The sequence below is a fragment of the Vibrio splendidus genome (assembly GCF_002873455.1).
In the GTDB taxonomy this organism is placed as follows: Bacteria; Pseudomonadota; Gammaproteobacteria; order Enterobacterales; family Vibrionaceae; genus Vibrio; species Vibrio splendidus_J.
In genome coordinates this window covers 50802-68145 of record NZ_MCUN01000019.1, presented here as the reverse complement: position 1 = coordinate 68145, position 17344 = coordinate 50802, and the positions used below count along the sequence as shown (strand labels likewise).

Here is a 17344-nt window from a genome sequence, read left to right as displayed (position 1 = left end):
GGTATACACAAGCTTAAATTAGACGTTGGAACGCGCGTTTTTCTTCTTTGATTTATAGGCTTTCATTGAAATTTTTAAAGCAAGCTGTTTTTGTTTAATTGAAATGAGTTGTCTAGTTACGACCTTATGGTGTAACTCTGTGATAAAGTTTTTTTCCCAAGGCGTAAGGCGGTCAAACCTCAATAAAATAGTGTCATTGAGTACATTGAACAACTCGTATTGGCTTTTATCCATTCGACTGCTAAGCATTCAATTAGAGCACTTAGCTAGAGAAATGACGTTAAGGCTTTCTACTTTCTCATTTTTTCCTAAGGTAATGATTCGATAAGAGATCCCACTCTCTAATAGTGGTCTTATTTCGATGTTGTCACAAAAAATAACGGCGACTTTTTCTACTAAGCGGTCCATATTTAAAGTTTTCTTTTTTACGAAAACAAGAGTGACACTATCGCCTTCTGACTGTGCATTTACGAGTGTGATTGAGCCTAACTCTTGTGGAAGTTGGCTTGAAATAACTGTCGCTCTATAATCGGCAAGTCCATTAGATTTTATTGGGCTTATTTGACAACCGTTAAGCATGACACTGACGAAGAGAATTACAGTTGTTCGTAGCATTATGCGCTCCTTCTTCCTTTCTTCTCCATTTAGGTGCCTTAAAATATTTATGGATATAACGTGAAGACATAGAAGATAAGAGCGCACTGTAATCTAAACTGAATGTGACTTTTTCCCCTACAAATAGTGGTTTCTGTGAGGATTCAAGGACAAGATGATCACTGGTTGAAGACATGATCTTAATCCCATTCGGAGCCTTAAGTCCGCTGACACAAACATCTTGGCGGCCTAATGCTAGAATAGCTTGTGAGACCTCCCCTCTATCTTGAAGGTTTTCTTTTTCACCAAAAGCATTTAACCCCCGACTCCCCCAAGGCAAAGTCGGTTTAGTCTTGGATTCAATCACTTCAGCGGTCAAAGAAACCGCATCCGTATGTAAGCCTTTGATATTTTCGTGCTCTAAAGGCTCACAGCCTAAAAAAATTGCTTCTCCTATACGAAGGTTATTGACTCGAGTTAAGCCTGTTCTCTGAAGAGCCCAGTTAACTGAAGCAGAATTACCCCCTGAAATAATTTCTAGACTGACCCCAAATGTAGCTTCAATTCCATCGGCAAGCTCAGAAAGAATACTCATATTTTGATCATCTGGAGCGACACCATACCGACAGGCTAAATTCGTACCAATTCCTTTTATCGTGATGTTTGGTAAAAAAATAATCTCTCGGATAAAATCAATCACGCGATTTGGCATCACACCTTCTCTGAGATCGCCAAGCTCAACCATAATAATGATACCGTGACAGCAATTTTGTTGTTCCGCTGCATGTGAAAGCCTCTGAATCACTTCAACTTCAGAGTTTAAACTCATATCACTGTATTTTATTATGCTCGCCACTTGACTGAGCATGGGTGTACGTATCAGCATTTTGGGGATAGAAATGCCAGATTCAGTCATCTTTTGAAGATTTTCGATTCTTGAATCGGCTAACATTGTTGCGCCAGCATCAATAAGAACTTGTGCGATGATAGGGTGGCCGAGGAAGGCTTTTGTTACAGGCGTAACGGATATATTTTTCAGTGAGAGCTGAGAAATCAGGAACTGAGCGTTATGATGAACTTTCCCACAATCGATGTCTAACCTAGGGTAGTTCACCCTTTTTCGGCCAGTTTACTTGCTATTATAGGAAAGGCTGACGTTACGATGTGCAGTAGATGTTCAACAGGCTGTGACAAGACATCAGTAACCGGTAAACCAAATTCGGTAGTGTAAGTGTCTATCGCACAACGTGTTTCATCCAACGACATATCTTCATGATTCAGTGTTAGTCCAATAACATTGGTATTAGAAAACGTTTCGATAAGATTGATTTCTGAGGCAATCGAAGGCATTGGGCAATCAGGAAAATCACTACGATATAAACGTTTAGGGGCATGTTGCAGTATCACACCCGTTGGACAACTGCCACGTAAGATAAAAGCGCTGGTTGAAAACGCAGGGTGACTCAAGGCTCCTTGCCCTTCAATAATAATCAGATCCGGATTTTCTTTTTCATAGGCCTGTACAATGACAGATTCCAACTCACCGGCACAAAATTGTGAAGGAACAGCATCGAGTGCAACGCAGTATTGTGCTCCCTGCATAATGCCTGTTTGACCAGTGGCAATCAGAACGACGTTAAGGCCTTTTTTAGTCAGTTCATTCGCCAATATTGTTGCTGTTGTTCGTTTTCCTAGCGCGCAATCCGTCCCCATTACAGCAATTCTCGGGCATTTAACGTTGTGTATTTTCCCGCTAAACGTTTTCAGTTCGCCTTTATTTTTGGGTTTGCGAGTATCGAATATTCGAACGTTATTCTTTAAGCTGGCTTCTAAAAATAGAGGATCATCGGTTAGGAATTCATGTAAGCCATTTACGATGTTCATTCCTAGTGACATGGCATTTAAAATGATGCTTTTATCTAAGTCAGATAAAAAGCCACTTGATGGCGCAATACCAAAAATGAAGTAATCAGGAATGCTTTCTGCGTGAATGATAGCTTCTTCAGCATTAGCAAGGATCGGTATTCCATTGGCTTTGTTATCAAGAACTTCACCAGCATCTAAGCCAGCAGACTCACTATCAATAACCGATAGAATACGATAGCTTAACGAATGTCTCACTAACCCATTTGCGGTTTTACCATCAATTTTACCAAAATTACCTTCGCAATATATAATCGCAGAAGGGATGACAGGTTTTACTTTTTGAGCAAGTGGTAACCAAGGTGCGAAATGGGGTACGTCGTTGTTGATTTCTACATTTTCAATTCTAGTGAGTTTGAAGATGTTTCTTAACTTTTGGGTTGAAATAGACATAATTAAAGCCTGCGGTGAGGCTTAGGAGGGCAACTAAAGAGTGCCGAGATGCGAGTTCGGAAAGGAAAAGAAGTCCCTACTAAGCGGTAGGGATAGAGACCAAGGTAACACACTCACCAGACTTTTGTTGATTATTATTCATACGCTTTCTAAGTCTATCACTTTCAGGCTTCACCCATACTAACGTGATTGATTAGATAGCTAATACTCATTGTTCAACGTCGCCGTATCAAACTCGCAGATTTACGGTTTCAAGATACTTTTTCTAATATCAGTTAAGTGAATTAGAGTTTTGAGTTTAACGCGTTTTTGTCCAGAGGCTTCATAGACCTGAAGTTTTACTCGTGGCACTTTTCTCAAAAAGTGCCAGCTAGCTCAGATCTGCCCCAAGACGTGTTTAGAGCGCATGAAACCAACATGAGATTTATTTGTGCAACAAGCTGTTGCACAATTAGGAAATTGCCTGCTTCATCGAATGTCCAACAGGCTGTTGGACAAACTCCAACCCCAACTTTGCAACAGCCTGTTGCAAAAATCACTATTAAGCACTTCTATCCCAAACTGCTCAGAGTCACTAACCTCAACCGTTGAGCCTAAAGGTTTAGATCAAATTAAACTAATGTTACTGGGTAGACGGTCGACATAATGTATATATCAATGATGAATGCATACGCCTTGTATGATTGCTTTTTTTTGTTATGAGGTGAGCGTATCGGAGATACGTAAATCATTCATCTAAAGCAAAGAAGCATGATTTTGGTTCTAGCTAATTTAATATCATAGGATTTTTTATGGATAAACTCAGTTTTAGAGGGGCTTTATTAGCTTCTATTTCCGTTTTGGTTGCGCTTTCCGTAGGAACAGCAAATTACCTAGCTTTTATTAGTAAACGTGATGCGCTGCAATCTACTATTTATAAAGCGACCGAGGAGCGTGTAGAAGTTGAAGCTAAGCGCGTCCATGACTTTATGACTAGCAAAGCAACCGCTGTGAGTAATCTAGCTAGTGATTATAAGAGCTATAACTATTCAAGCTCTCATGCTGAGCGAATGCGTGTGAGTGGATTTTCTGCCAACGTTGAAAATATGATGATTGGTTTTGAAAATGGTGATGCTTATGCTTCGGTTTCTTACGATGGATGGATTAATCACAAGAGTCCTTCATCTTATGACCCACGACAAAAGCCTTGGTATAGCCAAGCACAAAACACAGGACAACTAATATATACTGATGCTTATAATGACGCCTCTACAGGCGAACAAATGGTGAGTATAGGTAAATCGTTCGGGTCAGGTGTTGTGCTAGCCGATGTTTCCTTGGAAGTGCTAAATAAAGCGGTAAAAGATATTAATATTTCAGGTGCAATGGCATTGATTATGTCTGACGACACCACTACCTTAGCCAGTACATCGGCTACTGTTAAAAATGGCGATAAATTGACTAATTTTACTGCTTTTAAAGGAGTGACTAATTCAGTTATTGGTCAGCCTTCAGCAATATTTGAGTACGAATTGAATGGTGCCGATAAGGTACTATTTTCTAGGCGTATTGAACTTGGTGAAAAGAACTGGTACTTGCTCATATCATTAGATAAAACGATTGTTTTTGCCACGATTGAAGAAGCAAAACAAGCGGCGTTCATTTCTACATTTATATACTTAATAGTAAGTATTGTTTTGGCACTACTTGTGTTGAACTATTTGTACCGTCCTATCCTCGCCCTCAAAAACACAATTCAAAGCTTATCCAGTGGTGATGGTGATTTAACACAGCGTCTTGCGGTCAATTCTAATGATGACCTTGGACAGATTGCACTGGGGGTCAATACCTTCATTGAAAGCTTACAATCTATGATGTTAGAAATTGAATCATCCACAGTAAAACTTCAGGGTGATGTCAAAGCACTGACGTCTCAGACTCAAAACAACGGACAAATACTCGCCCAACATGTAGTGGAAACGGAACAAGTCGTCACGGCCATAGAAGAAATGAATTCAACGGCTGAATCCGTCGCTCACCATGCAGCAGAAACGGCGCAATTTACTTCTGAAGCAACCACCATGAGCGGAGAGTCCTTAGAGGTAGTTCATGACGCACAGTCGAGTGTCTCTTCTTTAGTAAAAGAGGTAGAAGAGACCGCTCATAACATTCAAGCAATGAGTGAAGAAACTAAAGGCATTAGTTCCATTTTGAATGTCATTGGTGATATTGCTGACCAAACCAATTTACTTGCATTGAATGCAGCTATCGAAGCCGCAAGAGCAGGAGAGCAGGGGCGAGGCTTTGCTGTGGTAGCGGATGAGGTTCGAGCTTTGGCTAGTCGTACACAAACTAGTACAGGAGAAATAGAGAAAGCTCTAAGTAGCTTGGTTAATGGCAGTCAATCGGTTACAAGCTCAATGGATGCGACAAAGGATACCTGTAATAAGGCGGCTGAAAGTACAGAGCTGGTTGGGCAACGTATTAATGGGTTAAGCAACCATATTGCTGAAATTAATGATTTAAGCACTCAGATTGCTACAGCGGCAGAAGAACAAAGTAGTGTGACACAAGAGGTAAGCCGTAATATGGCGTCCATCAACGACATGGTCAGCCAACTCAATGCTAATGGACAAGAAACAGCGCAACAAACGGAAAGTATTGCCGATACAAACGCACAAATTACTCAAATAGTAAATAAATTTAAACTTAGGTAACGGCATGAAATAGTTTTTCAAAAACGTTTTAAGGTGACGACCATAATATGGGGCGTCATTTTCGTTTTTCGATATTAAAAATTATCTTATGGAGAATTTGTTTTAACTATCTAATGTGGTGGATAAGTGAATTTGGCTACCTGATTAGAGTGTTTGCAATACAATAAGTAATTTGTGGAATACTAATTTAGTAAAACCACTAAAACGCTTTTGTCCAAAAACGTCACAACCTGAATTTTTACGCGTGGCATTTTCTAGCTCGAAAATGCCCCATTATTAGTTTCGCCAAAAAGCCTACGTTCTCAGTCGGGTGAATTTTGACCAAATATAACTAATCTGACACTCAAAGCTCACAGTTTTACCATACCTTTTTCTAATGCAGCAGAGAGTCTAATGAATACAGGCCTTGTAAAAATTTATCATTCAGTTCCGAAAATGGCGCACCTTATCTTTCTTCCGTTGTTAGTATTTGCCTGAAATTATTCAATACAAAAGTAAATTGGAGTATCAGATATGTTCAAAAATATGCATAAAATGGAAGAACCACTAGTTATTAGTAATGTATGGGATGTACCAAGTGCGAAGATCGCCGAGAGTGTCGGTTTTTCTGCCCTTGGTACTTCTAGCGCAGCTATTGCTAATAGCCTTGGGAAGGAAGATGGAGAAAATATCCGTTTCAAAGACCTTTTGTCGATTGTAAAAGCAATTGTTAAGTCTACAGAACTGCCTTTGACCGTAGATCTTGAATCTGGCTACGGAGAGACGCCTGAAATTATAGCAAAGAATATTATTGAATTAGTCAAAGTTGGAGTTGTTGGGGTCAACATAGAAGACAGTGTCGTGGTAGACGGTGAAAGAAGCTTGCGTGACAGCGCTCTGTTCGGAAAAACAATAGAAAAAATTAAAGAATGCATTCACGAAGCAAGTTTTGAAATTTTTATTAATGTCAGAAGTGACGTGTTCTTACTTAATGTTGAAGATCCTCTTGCAGCTAGTATCGAGAGAATTAATAGATATCAACAAGCGGGCGCAGATGGCATTTTTCTACCATGTATTAATAAAAAAGATGATATCAAATCAGTTGTCGATTGCACGTCATTACCGATAAATGTGATGTGTCTACCGGGATTACCTAGTTTTTCAGAACTGAAAACTCTAGGTGTAAAACGCATAAGCATGGGAAATTTTGTACATGAGGCAATGCTTGCCTCTCTATCCTCTATCTTGGCCTCAATTAAAAGAGATCAATCTTTTGAGGCATTATTCATATAGCTCATATTCGTTTTAACCCGTTCAGGCTGAAACACTTTTGTCCAGAGGCTTCATAGACCTGAAGTTTTACTCGTGGCACTTTTCTCAAAAAGTGCCAGCTAGCTCAGATCTGCCCCATTGTTTGTTTCGCTTCTAAATACGTTCCAGATCGGCAGCTAATTTTGACATACTAAAAGTAATGCGCGGCAAAACGCAAGATGTGACCCTATTGTCTTCCCTTTGTTTTAATAACCTTATAAAACACAATGGTATAATACCTCCGAATTATTCTGTTAAACTACACCTGAAATTTTTAATCAGGAGTGATAATGCCTCAATCAGCATTCGCAAATTTACCCCCGCTACCATTTCTAGTGATTTCTGCATTACTAGCTGTAGTGCTTTTTATCTTTATTACTCGACTTAAATCTACAAAACAAGAACTGGAAGATTCCAAACAGGAAACCAAAAAGGCTTCTCAAGCACTTGCTGACTATGAGATGCAATATTCTGGCATCATCAACGTGGATAAAGAGATTGAGGTTCGAAATCAAGCATCCAAATTACGCCAAGACGAAGCCAATGCAGTTTTTCTTGAGGTCACAAATGATATTGAGCAACTCAAGTCGAGTTACAAAGAAAAGAAAGGCATATATGACTCACTCATCCATAAAATAGGTATTTATGACGATGACGTTGAGTTGCTAGAGCTAGGCTTCTACGAACCACACTTTGACTTTGACACTGCGGAGCAATTTAAAGAGAAAGTCCACGAGTGCAAAGAGCGTCAAAAAGACCTTCTTCGCCTGAAGGATGCCTCTGGAGCGATTTACTGCACTACTGAGTGGACGGTAGGTAACTCAAAAGTCGAAGGTAAGAAGATGACTGACCGAGGCATTAGACTCACAGCTCGCGCATTCAACAACGAATGTGAAGCAGCCATCGCCAACTGTACATGGAAAAATGTCGTCAAGATGGAAGCGCGAATTAATAAAGCTTTTGAAGCAATTAATAAGCTAAATGAGTCCAACACGATTGTCATTTCAAATAAGTATTTGCAATTAAAAGTTGAGGAACTTCGCCTGACTCACGAGCACAAAGAAAAGAAACAAACAGAGAAAGAAGAACAGGCTGAAATTAAGGCTCAAATGCGTGAAGAAGCGAAGATTGAAGCTGAGATCAAGAAAGCGGAACAAGAAGCCATCAAAGAAGAAGCACGCTTTTCTAAAGCCCTTGTGACCGCTAGAAAACAGCTTGAGTCAGCGAATGACGAAGCCCGTAGTAAACTGGAAGAACAGATCGCACAGCTACAGTCTGATCTTGAAGCCGCAGAGCAAAAGCATCAACGTGCACAGAGTATGGCAGAGCAAACCAAGCAAGGTCACGTTTATGTTATTAGTAATATTGGCTCGTTTGGAGAAAATGTTTATAAGATTGGTATGACCCGCCGGCTCGAACCAATGGATCGGGTCAAGGAGTTGGGTGATGCTTCAGTACCATTCAGTTTTGATGTCCACGCCATGATTCACACCACTGACGCACCTTCTCTTGAGAAAGAGTTGCATCGCGTATTCGATAATGACCGTCTGAACATGGTGAATAGGCGTAAAGAGTTTTTCCAAGTGGACCTATCTGACATCAAGAAAGCTGTTAAGAACTTCGATATTGATGATGCTGAGTTCATCGAAACGGCTGTAGCACAGGACTTCAATGAAACTAAAGCCATACGCAAGCAAGCTGAGTTGAAAGAAGCAATCGAGCTTGGTGCTATCACCGATTTAACTAAGACGAAGGAACCTGAATTTGCTGAAAGCATTTAAAGTGTACTAATTCAGCCCTGATCTGACAGTTACCCATTTTTGACTCGGTGCCTATCAGATTTAATCTGGGCTAGATTTTTAAGCCCAGATTGATTTCCCATCTTCCAGCTAGCTAATTCAGTTAGTACAGATCTACCCCAAAACGAGTTAAGCCTGATAGCATCAAGGCCTAAGTACGTTCATTCGACCAACTTCAAAACGTTACTCTGAGCTAACAAGAAAGTTCTACTTTGTCGTAAAGTGATAGGTAAAGCATGGTTCTGTAAGGGCAGGTTAAGCAAATTTGATATTAAGCCCATCCATCTCTGAAGTCTCCCAGACAATAAAAGCGCCCATGCAATGATGATAGGGCACATACGTTACACTCATATGGTGAGTTGTTCATTATAGTTTGGCTAAGGCTCAATAACGTAAACGTTTTTGCCACCTTGTTCCTTTTCCCATTTAATGTGCATGCTTGTAAGTTGAACAAAATCCGCTAGTTTAGACTTATCATTGTTAGCTTGAAATCGGTAGCTCTTATTGGGTTCAAGAATTAACGTAACGTTATTTTCCACATTAATGTCTAATGCTTTTTGAGACTGCTGCAGGTACTCTTTTAATACAGTACGTGAGTTTGGGTCGCCAATATTCAGAAACTCTTTTTTCGCTTTTAACTCGCGTGCAAAATAAGGGTTATATTTGCTACCTACCAATAAGAATTTGTCATTGTGTTTGATCGGCTTGCCTTGATAAGTCATCTCCGTGATCCGACCTTCACCCTCTGCAACAGGGAACCCAAACGAATTGTGCGTTGAAGCTTTCGTGATATCGATTTTATATTTAATGCCTAAAATGTTGTAGTACAAAAACGTTAGGTGATCTGGTTTAATCAACAAACCACTATCATCATTGGGTTCAACATACATAGAGGCAGAAATTTCAAGTAGCTCTTTAAGCTCTTTTCCTGTCATCTCTTTCGCTATTAGGTCTGAAGAATAAACCAATGAACCTACGTCACGAGTCGTAAGCTCACCAGCTTCCAAACCTAAGTAGAAGTTAGAGTCATTGCGGTGAATAGCAGGGGCTACGGTGCTTAAAATTGGAAGTTTAGTAATTTTTTTATTTGTAACGAAACTGATCATTGAGTCACCGACAATTTGATAAACACTGTCATTGCCAAGCAAATTGAAATCGTTACGTAACTCAACGTTAACTTTACCAAGAGGGCGTGAAAACTCTGTTAGGATCTGTTTGTGGTAGTTCGCAGTATATTGACGCACCTTTTGTTGTTGGCTCTCTGTTTCAGATCGCTCATTGCTCTTGACAACAAAAGCGGAGCCTTCGGTAATCGTCCAGGCATTATCATCATAAGACAAACTTAGGTCAACAATACCTATGTGGTCACCCCACTTCCCCGGCTGAGCCGCAGGCTTGCCGAAAATCGTGCCTTTTTCGTTATCAACGTTTTCAGTCGATTGATACTTCTTTCCTGGAAATGGCTTATGAGTATGGCCAAATAGAATCGCATCCACATCTTCTACTTGTGCTAAATGCCAAGTCATATCTTCCATGCCCTCGTAATACTTAACGTCTTTCATACCGGAATGAGCAAGAGCAACGATGATGTCAGCACCATTTGCCTTTGCTTCTGCTGCCCATTTTTTCACATGCGGTAAGGGGTCAACGATATCTACTTTTCCATCAAGCCATTTTGCATTTAACTCCATGGTTTGAGGTGGAACAACCCCAATATAACCAATCTTAACTGTACGATTGGTCCCTTCTTTAGTGATTACAGGCTTCTCAACGATGACATAGGGATTGAAATAAGGAGTTTCTGAGCCTGATTTGTAAACATTAGAAAGAACGGTTGGAAAGTTAGCTTTGTCGTAATTGAGATGTAGATACTCTAAACCATAATCAAAGTCATGGTTACCGGGAGCTGCCACATCAAAATTAAGTTCATTTAGAATATCAATGATAGGTGTTGTTTTAGCTTGTCCAGCTAGCCACTGACCACCGATGAAATCACCAAACGGATTCCCTACGAGTAAATCACCTGTATCTGCTAGAACGGAGTTGTCACTTTCGTTTCGGTAATGCTCTATCTCAGCTATGAGGTTAACAGCCCCATACTTTTCACTTCTTTCATTAGCATAATAATCAAAGTTATCCATGTAAGAATGGAGGTCTGATGTACCGATTAATCGAAGTTTCGCATGTTCCGCACTCATTGCGTGTGTTGCTGCAAAAGTGAGTAGCAAACCACTGTATATAGCTGACCTATTCATATTATCCGCCTTTAGGTTCAATAAATGATTGTTTAATGATCTAGTCAGCAGTCATAATAATAGGATCGATTAAAATTCTACGCTAAGCCAATCACTCTATTGTTTCCCCTAACGAATTGTCATTTCACGACAGGCTCTATCATTTCAACATGTGGTCAATAAATGTTCGCACCTTATGGGGTGTAATCGCCGCACTTGGGTAAACAAAATAAAGCTCGGTGGACCAAGTATAATCAGTGAGTATATTCACCAGTTCTTCTTGTTCAAGATAATCACCGACTAAAAAATCCAAAGCACACGCAATGCCCACTCCATTTTTGGCCATCTCGACCAACATAGCTTCTGAATCCGATCGAATCGTTGAGTTTAACTCGACAAATTCATGTGATTCATCTGCAAAGTTAAATCGCCATTTATCCTTTGTTAGACAACTTCGGTAGTTCATACAGCGATGCATTTTTAAGTCTGATGGGATATTAGGTGTCCCATTTTTCTCTAAGTAGTCTCTAGAAGCGACAACCTTTGTGCCGATGCTCTTAATCTTCCTACACCGAAAGCTGCTATTGGGCATATCGCCGATATGAAAGGCGAGATCTATACCCTCTGAAACAAGGTCATCCAATGTATAACCATACATGACCTCCAGTTCTACATTGGGATAAATTTGAGTAAACGAGCTGATCTTTTGCATGAGATTCAAATCATGCTCAAGAACAATTGGCAGGCGTATCCTAAAAGAGCCGCTCAGAGTGTCATTTCGTTGGTCGATGACATCATGAGCTTCTTTAATGTCATCGAGAATCTTTGAGTATCGTTCATAGAGATACTGCCCTTGTTCTGTTAAAGATAATGTTCTGGTTGTTCGCTGAATAAGCGTACATTGCAACTCATTCTCTAACTGGCGTATTTGCTTGCTGACAACAGACTTAGACAGTACCAATTCATCAGCGGCCTGTGAGAACGAATTATGCTTCACTACGGTGTAATAGGTAGTGACCAAGTTTAGGTTCAGGTTTTTCATCGGAGTACCTCTAATAGTCATTCTATTCTAATGCATTACTACTAAAAGAGCTCACGAGTTCCTTTGCACACCTCACATTATAGTTTCTCTATAAGAACAATCTTTCCACGTAGCTTTGTTTTTCTAAACCTCAATTTCACTCATTCTGTGTCCATACCAATTTCCACAAAAGGATACTGAAATGACGAATATCACCCATGACGTAGCAGACCTAACTCTTGCACCAGAAGGTACGAAACGAATTGACTGGGCGCGTGCACACATGCCAATTATGCGAAGTCTTATCGAACGCTTAGAGAAAGAACAACCATTTAAGGGATTAACCATCGGTATTTGCCTTCACGTAGAAGCTAAAACTGGCGTATGGATGGAAGCTTTGACAAAAGGTGGAGCCAAAGTAGTTTTGACCGGTTCCCCAGGATCAACCCAAGATGAAACCGCAGCAGCACTGGTGAAAGATTACGGCGTTCACGTATTTTCTCATCGTAATGAGTCATTTGAAGACCACATTCGCTATTGTGAAAATGTTCTTAGTTTTAATCCAGACATCATTGCTGATAATGGTGCCGATTTACATGAGCTTGTGTTCACTCACCCTGAGTTTGAGCATCTACAAAGTTCACTGTTAGGTGCAACAGAAGAAACGACCACAGGGGCTAACCGTCTACGTGAAGACTTTAAGTCTGATAAGTGGTCAACGTTGATCATTAACGACACCATGTCTAAACGTATCATCGAAAATCGCTTTGGCGTTGGATCTTCTGTCGTTGACGGCATGATGCGAGCAACAAACGTGATGCTTCATGGCAAGAAAGTGATTGTGATCGGCTATGGTTACTGTGGCTCTGGTACTGCCCAACGTCTTCGTGGTATGGGCGCTCATGTCACAGTCGTTGAAAGTAACTCGCTCACGAAGCTTGAAGCGCATATGGAAGGCTTCTACACCTCAACACTTGAAAAGGCATTGCCTGATGCTGACATGGTTGTGACTATCACTGGCCGTGATGATGTTTTGCGTAAAGAGCACTTCGAGCTCATGCGTGATAAGACAATTATTGCAAACGCAGGTCATTTCCAACGTGAAATTAATCTGTCTGAACTCAAAGATATGAGTCAGGGAATTAATCGTATTCGCCCACACGTAACAGCCTATCAAATAGAAGGTGAAGATAAAGAGTTGTTTGTCCTCTCTGATGCCAACTTAGTCAACCTATCTGCCGGTGATGGTAACCCAATCGAAATTATGGATTTAGGGCTCGCACTTCAAACGCTAAGTCTTGAGCGTATCGCGCTTAATGCTAAATCGCTCTCTAAGATACCGCAGCCGGTACCATACGACATTGAAATGATGGTGGCTGAGCTAGCTTGTGAGCACTGGATCAATCATTAATCCCAACAGAGCGGTAGGCTATTTAGGTCTGCCGTTTTTATTTGAAAGAACAAGGACATTTCTATGCAAATCCTCTTTAGTCTACTTGGCATGGTAGCGTTACTCGGTATCGCTTATGCCTTTTCTATGAACCGAAAATCTATAAATATAAGAACGGTTCTTGGCGCATTTATTATTCAATTTTTAATCGGTGCATTCGTTCTGTTTGTACCCATAGGTAAAGATCTTCTCCAGTATGTATCAAATGGAATCAATGCTGTTCTTGGTTATTCTGCTGATGGTATTGGATTCTTATTTGGTGGTTTAGCCAGTGATAAGATGTTTGAAATATTTGGTGGCGGCGGCTTCGTCTTTGCCATTCGCGTATTGCCAGTAATTGTATTCTTTTCTGCCCTAGTATCCGTTTTGTACTATTTTGGCATTATGCAGATATTCATTCGTTTCCTTGGAGGAGGCCTTCAGAAATTGCTAGGTACGAGTAAATTTGAGTCGATGTCAGCAACCGCAAATATCTTCGTCGGTCAAACTGAGGCACCTCTTGTCATTGCGCCGTATATTAATAAACTTAGTCGGTCAGAGTTATTCGCGGTGATGTGTGGTGGCCTTGCATCTATCGCCGGTACAGTACTAGGTGGATTTGCTGCAATGGGCGTAAACATGGAGTATCTGATTGCGGCATCATTTATGGCAGCGCCTGGTGGCTTGTTGTTTGCCAAGATCTTATTGCCAGAAACTAAGAAACCTGAAGAGTTGGACGCTGACCGTAAAAATAGTGAGGTAAGTGAATCAATAGAAGCTTACAAGCCAAGCAATGTTATTGATGCAGCCGCTGAGGGAGCATCTAATGGGGTAGCTTTGGCGATTAATGTGGGTGGTATGCTTTTAGCATTTATTGCTTTAATTGCCCTTTTAAATGGCCTGCTAGGTTTAGTCGGCGGATTTGTTGGGCTGCCTGAACTATCATTAGAACTCATACTTGGCTACCTATTTTCGCCTCTTGCTGTGATCATTGGTATACCACTAGAAGAAGCGTTTAGTGCGGCAACGTTCATTGGTCAAAAATTAGTACTCAATGAATTTGTCGCCTACGTTAATTTTACTGAATTCCTAATCGACAACCCGTTATCTGAACGTACTACGGCAATCATCACCTTTGCACTGTGTGGTTTTGCTAATTTCTCAGCTGCAGCTATGTTGCTAGGTGGCCTAGGTAGTATGGCAAAAGAAAGACGCTCGGAGATCTCTAGCCTGTGTTTATATGCCATTCTTGCCGGTACGTTATCTAACTTAATGAGCGCGACAATCGCTGGTCTGTTTTTGTCCTTTTAACCTATAGAGAAAAGCTTTAAGAGGCTCAAGAAGCCTTTCTCTATTTCTTGTATGGCACTAAATATAGTGGACTGTAGTGGCTGAGTGAGTTCGGCCACTTGATTGGAGGTTTGCAATACTTGAAGTAATTCATAAATCACTAATTTAGGAAGCTCGCTGACACGTTTCTGTCCAAAAATAATTTTCAACACCTAAGCCACCTAACACCAATTAGGCAGCTTATAGTGTTTACTCGCTCATTATTTACCAAGATAAAAAATCGAGTTCATTTCTAATGTCCCTTATCTGCTCGTCGGTCACTATGTTGGATGCTTTCGGTTTTGGCTTGGCTTTAAGAGCTCTGGATTTACGCTTCTTAACCTTAGAATGACTTTCTCTTTCTACGGTTATTATTTCAGTGATAACGTCCCCTACTCTCTCTGCGGATTCAGAGACTTGCGCATCATCTACATGTGTATAACGAAGCGTGGATGAAATGCGTGCGTGACCTAATAACTTCGACACCATAGGAATAGGATACCCTTCTAATACCGCATAACTGGCAAAAGTATGACGCAAGTCGTGAATACGGACATCTTCGATATTCGCTAAAGCTCTCACCTGTTGCCATATCACCCCGACCTTAGTTGCACGACTCACAAAACGACGCAAAGGAGCAAAAACATCATCGTGGGGCTTACTATGTTTCGACCAAGCTTGATTTGAGATATCTAAAAGAAGTTGTTGCGCCTCCTTACCAACATACACTACCTTCGCCCCCGTCTTACTGTCTGGTAAGTACCACTCATTGCCTTTAATAAAAGACCATTTCAAGCCTGTTACCTCCGAAACACGACAACCTGTAAGCAAAATCAAGTTTAAGACCTGACAACAACACGCTTCCATATCTCCTTGTTGGCTAACCACCATCAATGCCTTATGGAATCGTGCCAACTCATCCAAACTCAAAAAACGATTGAGCTTCTTTTTTCTGTTTTGCTGGATACCATCACAAGGGTTATTCATGCAGTAGCCCTGCTTAACTGCATATTTGAAGATAGAGCGAAGCACATCAAGATTACGATTTGCAGCCCCTGCGTAACTCTGACTAAGCTCATCAAACCAACGGTGTACATGACACGAATCAATACGGCCAACGGGATAACGACCAAACTCTGGTAACAAATGTTTTCTTAAGGCGCTCAACGCCCCCGCTTGCGTACTGGGTTTCCATTCCTTTAAGACCGTCTCCGTCCACTCTTCTTTCACTAACGCATCAAAACGGATTAACCGTATCGGTTTTGCCTCTTTTTCTAAAAAAGAGCTCTGCAAAGCTTGTACGTGGTCTCTGGCTTGCTTTAAGGTGAATTGCCCCACTGCCGCTAACGTCTTATTAGGAATGGGTAAATAAGTCACATAGAAACGGCGACCATCCGCATACACCCGAACCCCTAACGCTGGATTCTTGGTATCCCACACTGTATACGTTCGAGCTTTGGCGTTAAGTGATTGAACCACCTTCGATGAAAATAACAGTGATTTCATGAGCGCATCCCCTTTACTAGTACACTCGCCACATGCGTGGCCGCCTGACACACGTCTTCACGCCCTAAATGCGCATACTTCAAGGTGGTTTCCGCTTCCGCATGCCCTAAAAGGCGACTTAATACGACTAAGTTCACCTTCGACTGAATAGCAAGGCTCGCGTAGGTATGACGTAAATCATGCAAGCGTACCCCTTCCAATCCTGCTAACTGGCGAACTTTCCTCCAGAATTCAGTCAACTGATTTATCGATATGGGTTGAATGTTGCAAGGAGCCGGAAACAGGTAATCACTCTCTGATTGCCATGCGTCAAGGTAAGCCCTGACTTGTGTGCAAAGGTACACTGTTTTCGCCCCCGTTTTACTGTCTAATAAATGCCAGTGACGACCTCTGTACTCTTTCCATTGCAATGTTCTGACTTCCGATGAGCGACAACCTGTATATATTAAAAGTCGAATAATCATAACCTTATCTGGATTATCTTTCTCTAACGAGTCTAAGATCCCCCATAATTGGCGTAATTCGTCTTTATCAAGGTAGCGTTCGACTGCTCCGGCTTTATAACGTTTGAAACCACGGCAAGGATTGGTATTTTTAGGACGATAACCCCACGTTTCACATTGCTGCATCATGACCGACAGCAAGACTAACGCTTGGTTAGCTGAGCCTTTCACATGACTTAACTGAGCAAACCACCGCTCTACCTCGTTTCGATCAATGGATTTCACCTCCTTATCTCCAAGGTAAGGAGCGATATGAAGACGAAAAGCACTTTCGTTTTTTTTCAAAGTACGAGGCTTCCAGTGACGTGGATAACGCTTAAAAAACTCTTGTCCGAATGCTTGCACCGTTATTGTGGGTAATACTTCTATTGTCGGACTTCGAACTTGATGAACAAGCTGCAAGGCTTTGCGTCTTGCTTGGCGCAGTGAGCACTCTAACGCACAGCCTATCTTAGAATTCTTTCTCAATCCGTCACTCTGAAAACGAACAAAAAAAACTCGCCTTCCTGATGGGTAGACTCGTAAATACAGTGTAGACACCTTGCTATCATAGTATTCTTGTATGATCGACGTCGGTTTTACACGCTCGATAAATCGCTGAGTAAGCGGCATTTTTTTCATTTTTAG

At 41.1% G+C, this 17344-nt stretch carries 14 protein-coding genes; 5 read left to right on the top strand and 9 right to left on the bottom strand.

Features of this window, described 5'->3' with window-relative positions; translation table 11 throughout:
* Positions 1 to 18: 18 nt before the first annotated feature.
* From BCU75_RS16405 to BCU75_RS16390, 4 genes are read right to left on the bottom strand one after another with little or no spacing between them, the layout of a single operon-like run.
* A complete protein-coding gene (locus tag BCU75_RS16405; protein WP_004735670.1) occupies positions 19 to 249 on the bottom strand; it encodes a hypothetical protein in 231 nt (76 codons plus the stop codon).
* Positions 250 to 615, bottom strand: a complete 366-nt coding sequence (gene gspS2, locus BCU75_RS16400; protein ID WP_102466508.1) for a type II secretion system pilot lipoprotein GspS-beta — start codon at positions 613 to 615, stop codon at positions 250 to 252.
* Positions 572 to 1708 carry an alanine/ornithine racemase family PLP-dependent enzyme gene (locus BCU75_RS16395; protein WP_102466507.1) on the bottom strand — a complete coding sequence of 379 codons (1137 nt, stop codon included), beginning with the start codon at positions 1706 to 1708 and terminating at the stop codon, positions 572 to 574. The genes gspS2 and BCU75_RS16395 overlap by 44 nt, the downstream gene beginning before the upstream one ends.
* Positions 1705 to 2910: a DUF1611 domain-containing protein gene (locus BCU75_RS16390; protein WP_017077925.1), complete on the bottom strand. Its 1206-nt coding sequence runs from the start codon at positions 2908 to 2910 to the stop codon at positions 1705 to 1707. The genes BCU75_RS16395 and BCU75_RS16390 overlap by 4 nt, the downstream gene beginning before the upstream one ends.
* 791 nt (positions 2911 to 3701) lie before the next feature.
* Between BCU75_RS16390 and BCU75_RS16385 the strand changes: the two genes are divergently transcribed.
* The 3 genes from BCU75_RS16385 to BCU75_RS16375 all read left to right on the top strand — a co-directional run bounded on the left by BCU75_RS16385 (position 3702) and on the right by BCU75_RS16375 (position 8677).
* Entirely contained in the window at positions 3702 to 5606 is a 1905-nt protein-coding gene (locus tag BCU75_RS16385) for a methyl-accepting chemotaxis protein (protein WP_102466506.1), read from the top strand.
* A 513-nt stretch (positions 5607 to 6119) separates the two neighbouring features.
* Complete coding sequence (locus tag BCU75_RS16380) at positions 6120 to 6878, top strand: isocitrate lyase/PEP mutase family protein (RefSeq protein ID WP_102474457.1); 759 nt, start codon at positions 6120 to 6122, stop codon at positions 6876 to 6878.
* A 308-nt stretch (positions 6879 to 7186) separates the two neighbouring features.
* Positions 7187 to 8677, top strand: coding sequence for a DUF4041 domain-containing protein (locus BCU75_RS16375; protein ID WP_102474456.1), 1491 nt, complete (start codon positions 7187 to 7189; stop codon positions 8675 to 8677).
* A 395-nt stretch (positions 8678 to 9072) separates the two neighbouring features.
* Here BCU75_RS16375 and BCU75_RS16370 read toward each other — a convergent pair whose 3' ends face one another.
* Both BCU75_RS16370 and BCU75_RS16365 read right to left on the bottom strand, forming a co-directional pair.
* Positions 9073 to 10950 (bottom strand): metallophosphoesterase, encoded by a 1878-nt coding sequence (locus BCU75_RS16370; RefSeq protein ID WP_054543032.1) that lies wholly within the window; start codon positions 10948 to 10950, stop codon positions 9073 to 9075.
* A gap of 139 nt (positions 10951 to 11089) precedes the next feature.
* Complete coding sequence (locus BCU75_RS16365; protein WP_102474455.1) at positions 11090 to 11971, bottom strand: LysR family transcriptional regulator; 882 nt, start codon at positions 11969 to 11971, stop codon at positions 11090 to 11092.
* A 181-nt stretch (positions 11972 to 12152) separates the two neighbouring features.
* On the opposite strand from BCU75_RS16365, the gene BCU75_RS16360 reads away from it, so the two are divergent.
* Positions 12153 to 13361 (top strand): adenosylhomocysteinase, encoded by a 1209-nt coding sequence (locus BCU75_RS16360; protein ID WP_054543034.1) that lies wholly within the window; start codon positions 12153 to 12155, stop codon positions 13359 to 13361.
* A gap of 63 nt (positions 13362 to 13424) precedes the next feature.
* Positions 13425 to 14690, top strand: coding sequence for a NupC/NupG family nucleoside CNT transporter (locus BCU75_RS16355; protein WP_054543035.1), 1266 nt, complete (start codon positions 13425 to 13427; stop codon positions 14688 to 14690).
* Here BCU75_RS16355 and BCU75_RS16350 read toward each other — a convergent pair.
* Genes BCU75_RS16350 through BCU75_RS16340 form a run of 3 tightly spaced genes read right to left on the bottom strand, consistent with a single transcriptional unit; the run spans position 14687 to position 17338 of the window.
* The gene (locus BCU75_RS16350) at positions 14687 to 14881 is read right to left on the bottom strand and encodes a hypothetical protein (RefSeq protein WP_102474454.1); all 195 of its coding nucleotides are present in this window, start codon (positions 14879 to 14881) and stop codon (positions 14687 to 14689) included. The two genes, BCU75_RS16355 and BCU75_RS16350, sit on opposite strands and share 4 nt — an antisense overlap.
* Positions 14882 to 14933: 52 nt before the next feature.
* On the bottom strand, positions 14934 to 16265 hold the full coding sequence (locus BCU75_RS16345) for a tyrosine-type recombinase/integrase (protein WP_241905389.1): 1332 nt from the start codon (positions 16263 to 16265) through the stop codon (positions 14934 to 14936).
* The gene (locus BCU75_RS16340) at positions 16211 to 17338 is read right to left on the bottom strand and encodes a site-specific integrase (RefSeq protein WP_102466519.1); all 1128 of its coding nucleotides are present in this window, start codon (positions 17336 to 17338) and stop codon (positions 16211 to 16213) included. Before BCU75_RS16340 ends, BCU75_RS16345 begins: the two co-directional genes overlap by 55 nt.
* Positions 17339 to 17344: the final 6 nt, after the last annotated feature.

Excerpts from the sequence above, each read along its gene's own strand:
- BCU75_RS16380 (WP_102474457.1), top strand. The coding sequence starts at position 6,120 with ATGTTCAAAAATATGCATAAAATGGAAGAACCACTAGTTATTAGTAAT.
- BCU75_RS16375 (WP_102474456.1), top strand. The coding sequence starts at position 7,187 with ATGCCTCAATCAGCATTCGCAAATTTACCCCCGCTACCATTTCTAGTG.
- BCU75_RS16355 (WP_054543035.1), top strand. The coding sequence starts at position 13,425 with ATGCAAATCCTCTTTAGTCTACTTGGCATGGTAGCGTTACTCGGTATC.
- BCU75_RS16405 (WP_004735670.1), bottom strand. The coding sequence starts at position 249 with ATGCTTAGCAGTCGAATGGATAAAAGCCAATACGAGTTGTTCAATGTA.
- gspS2 (WP_102466508.1), bottom strand. The coding sequence starts at position 615 with ATGCTACGAACAACTGTAATTCTCTTCGTCAGTGTCATGCTTAACGGT.
- BCU75_RS16370 (WP_054543032.1), bottom strand. The coding sequence starts at position 10,950 with ATGAATAGGTCAGCTATATACAGTGGTTTGCTACTCACTTTTGCAGCA.
- BCU75_RS16340 (WP_102466519.1), bottom strand. The coding sequence starts at position 17,338 with ATGAAAAAAATGCCGCTTACTCAGCGATTTATCGAGCGTGTAAAACCG.
- BCU75_RS16360 (WP_054543034.1), top strand. The coding sequence starts at position 12,153 with ATGACGAATATCACCCATGACGTAGCAGACCTAACTCTTGCACCAGAA.
- BCU75_RS16365 (WP_102474455.1), bottom strand. The coding sequence starts at position 11,971 with ATGAAAAACCTGAACCTAAACTTGGTCACTACCTATTACACCGTAGTG.
- BCU75_RS16390 (WP_017077925.1), bottom strand. The coding sequence starts at position 2,910 with ATGTCTATTTCAACCCAAAAGTTAAGAAACATCTTCAAACTCACTAGA.
- BCU75_RS16385 (WP_102466506.1), top strand. The coding sequence starts at position 3,702 with ATGGATAAACTCAGTTTTAGAGGGGCTTTATTAGCTTCTATTTCCGTT.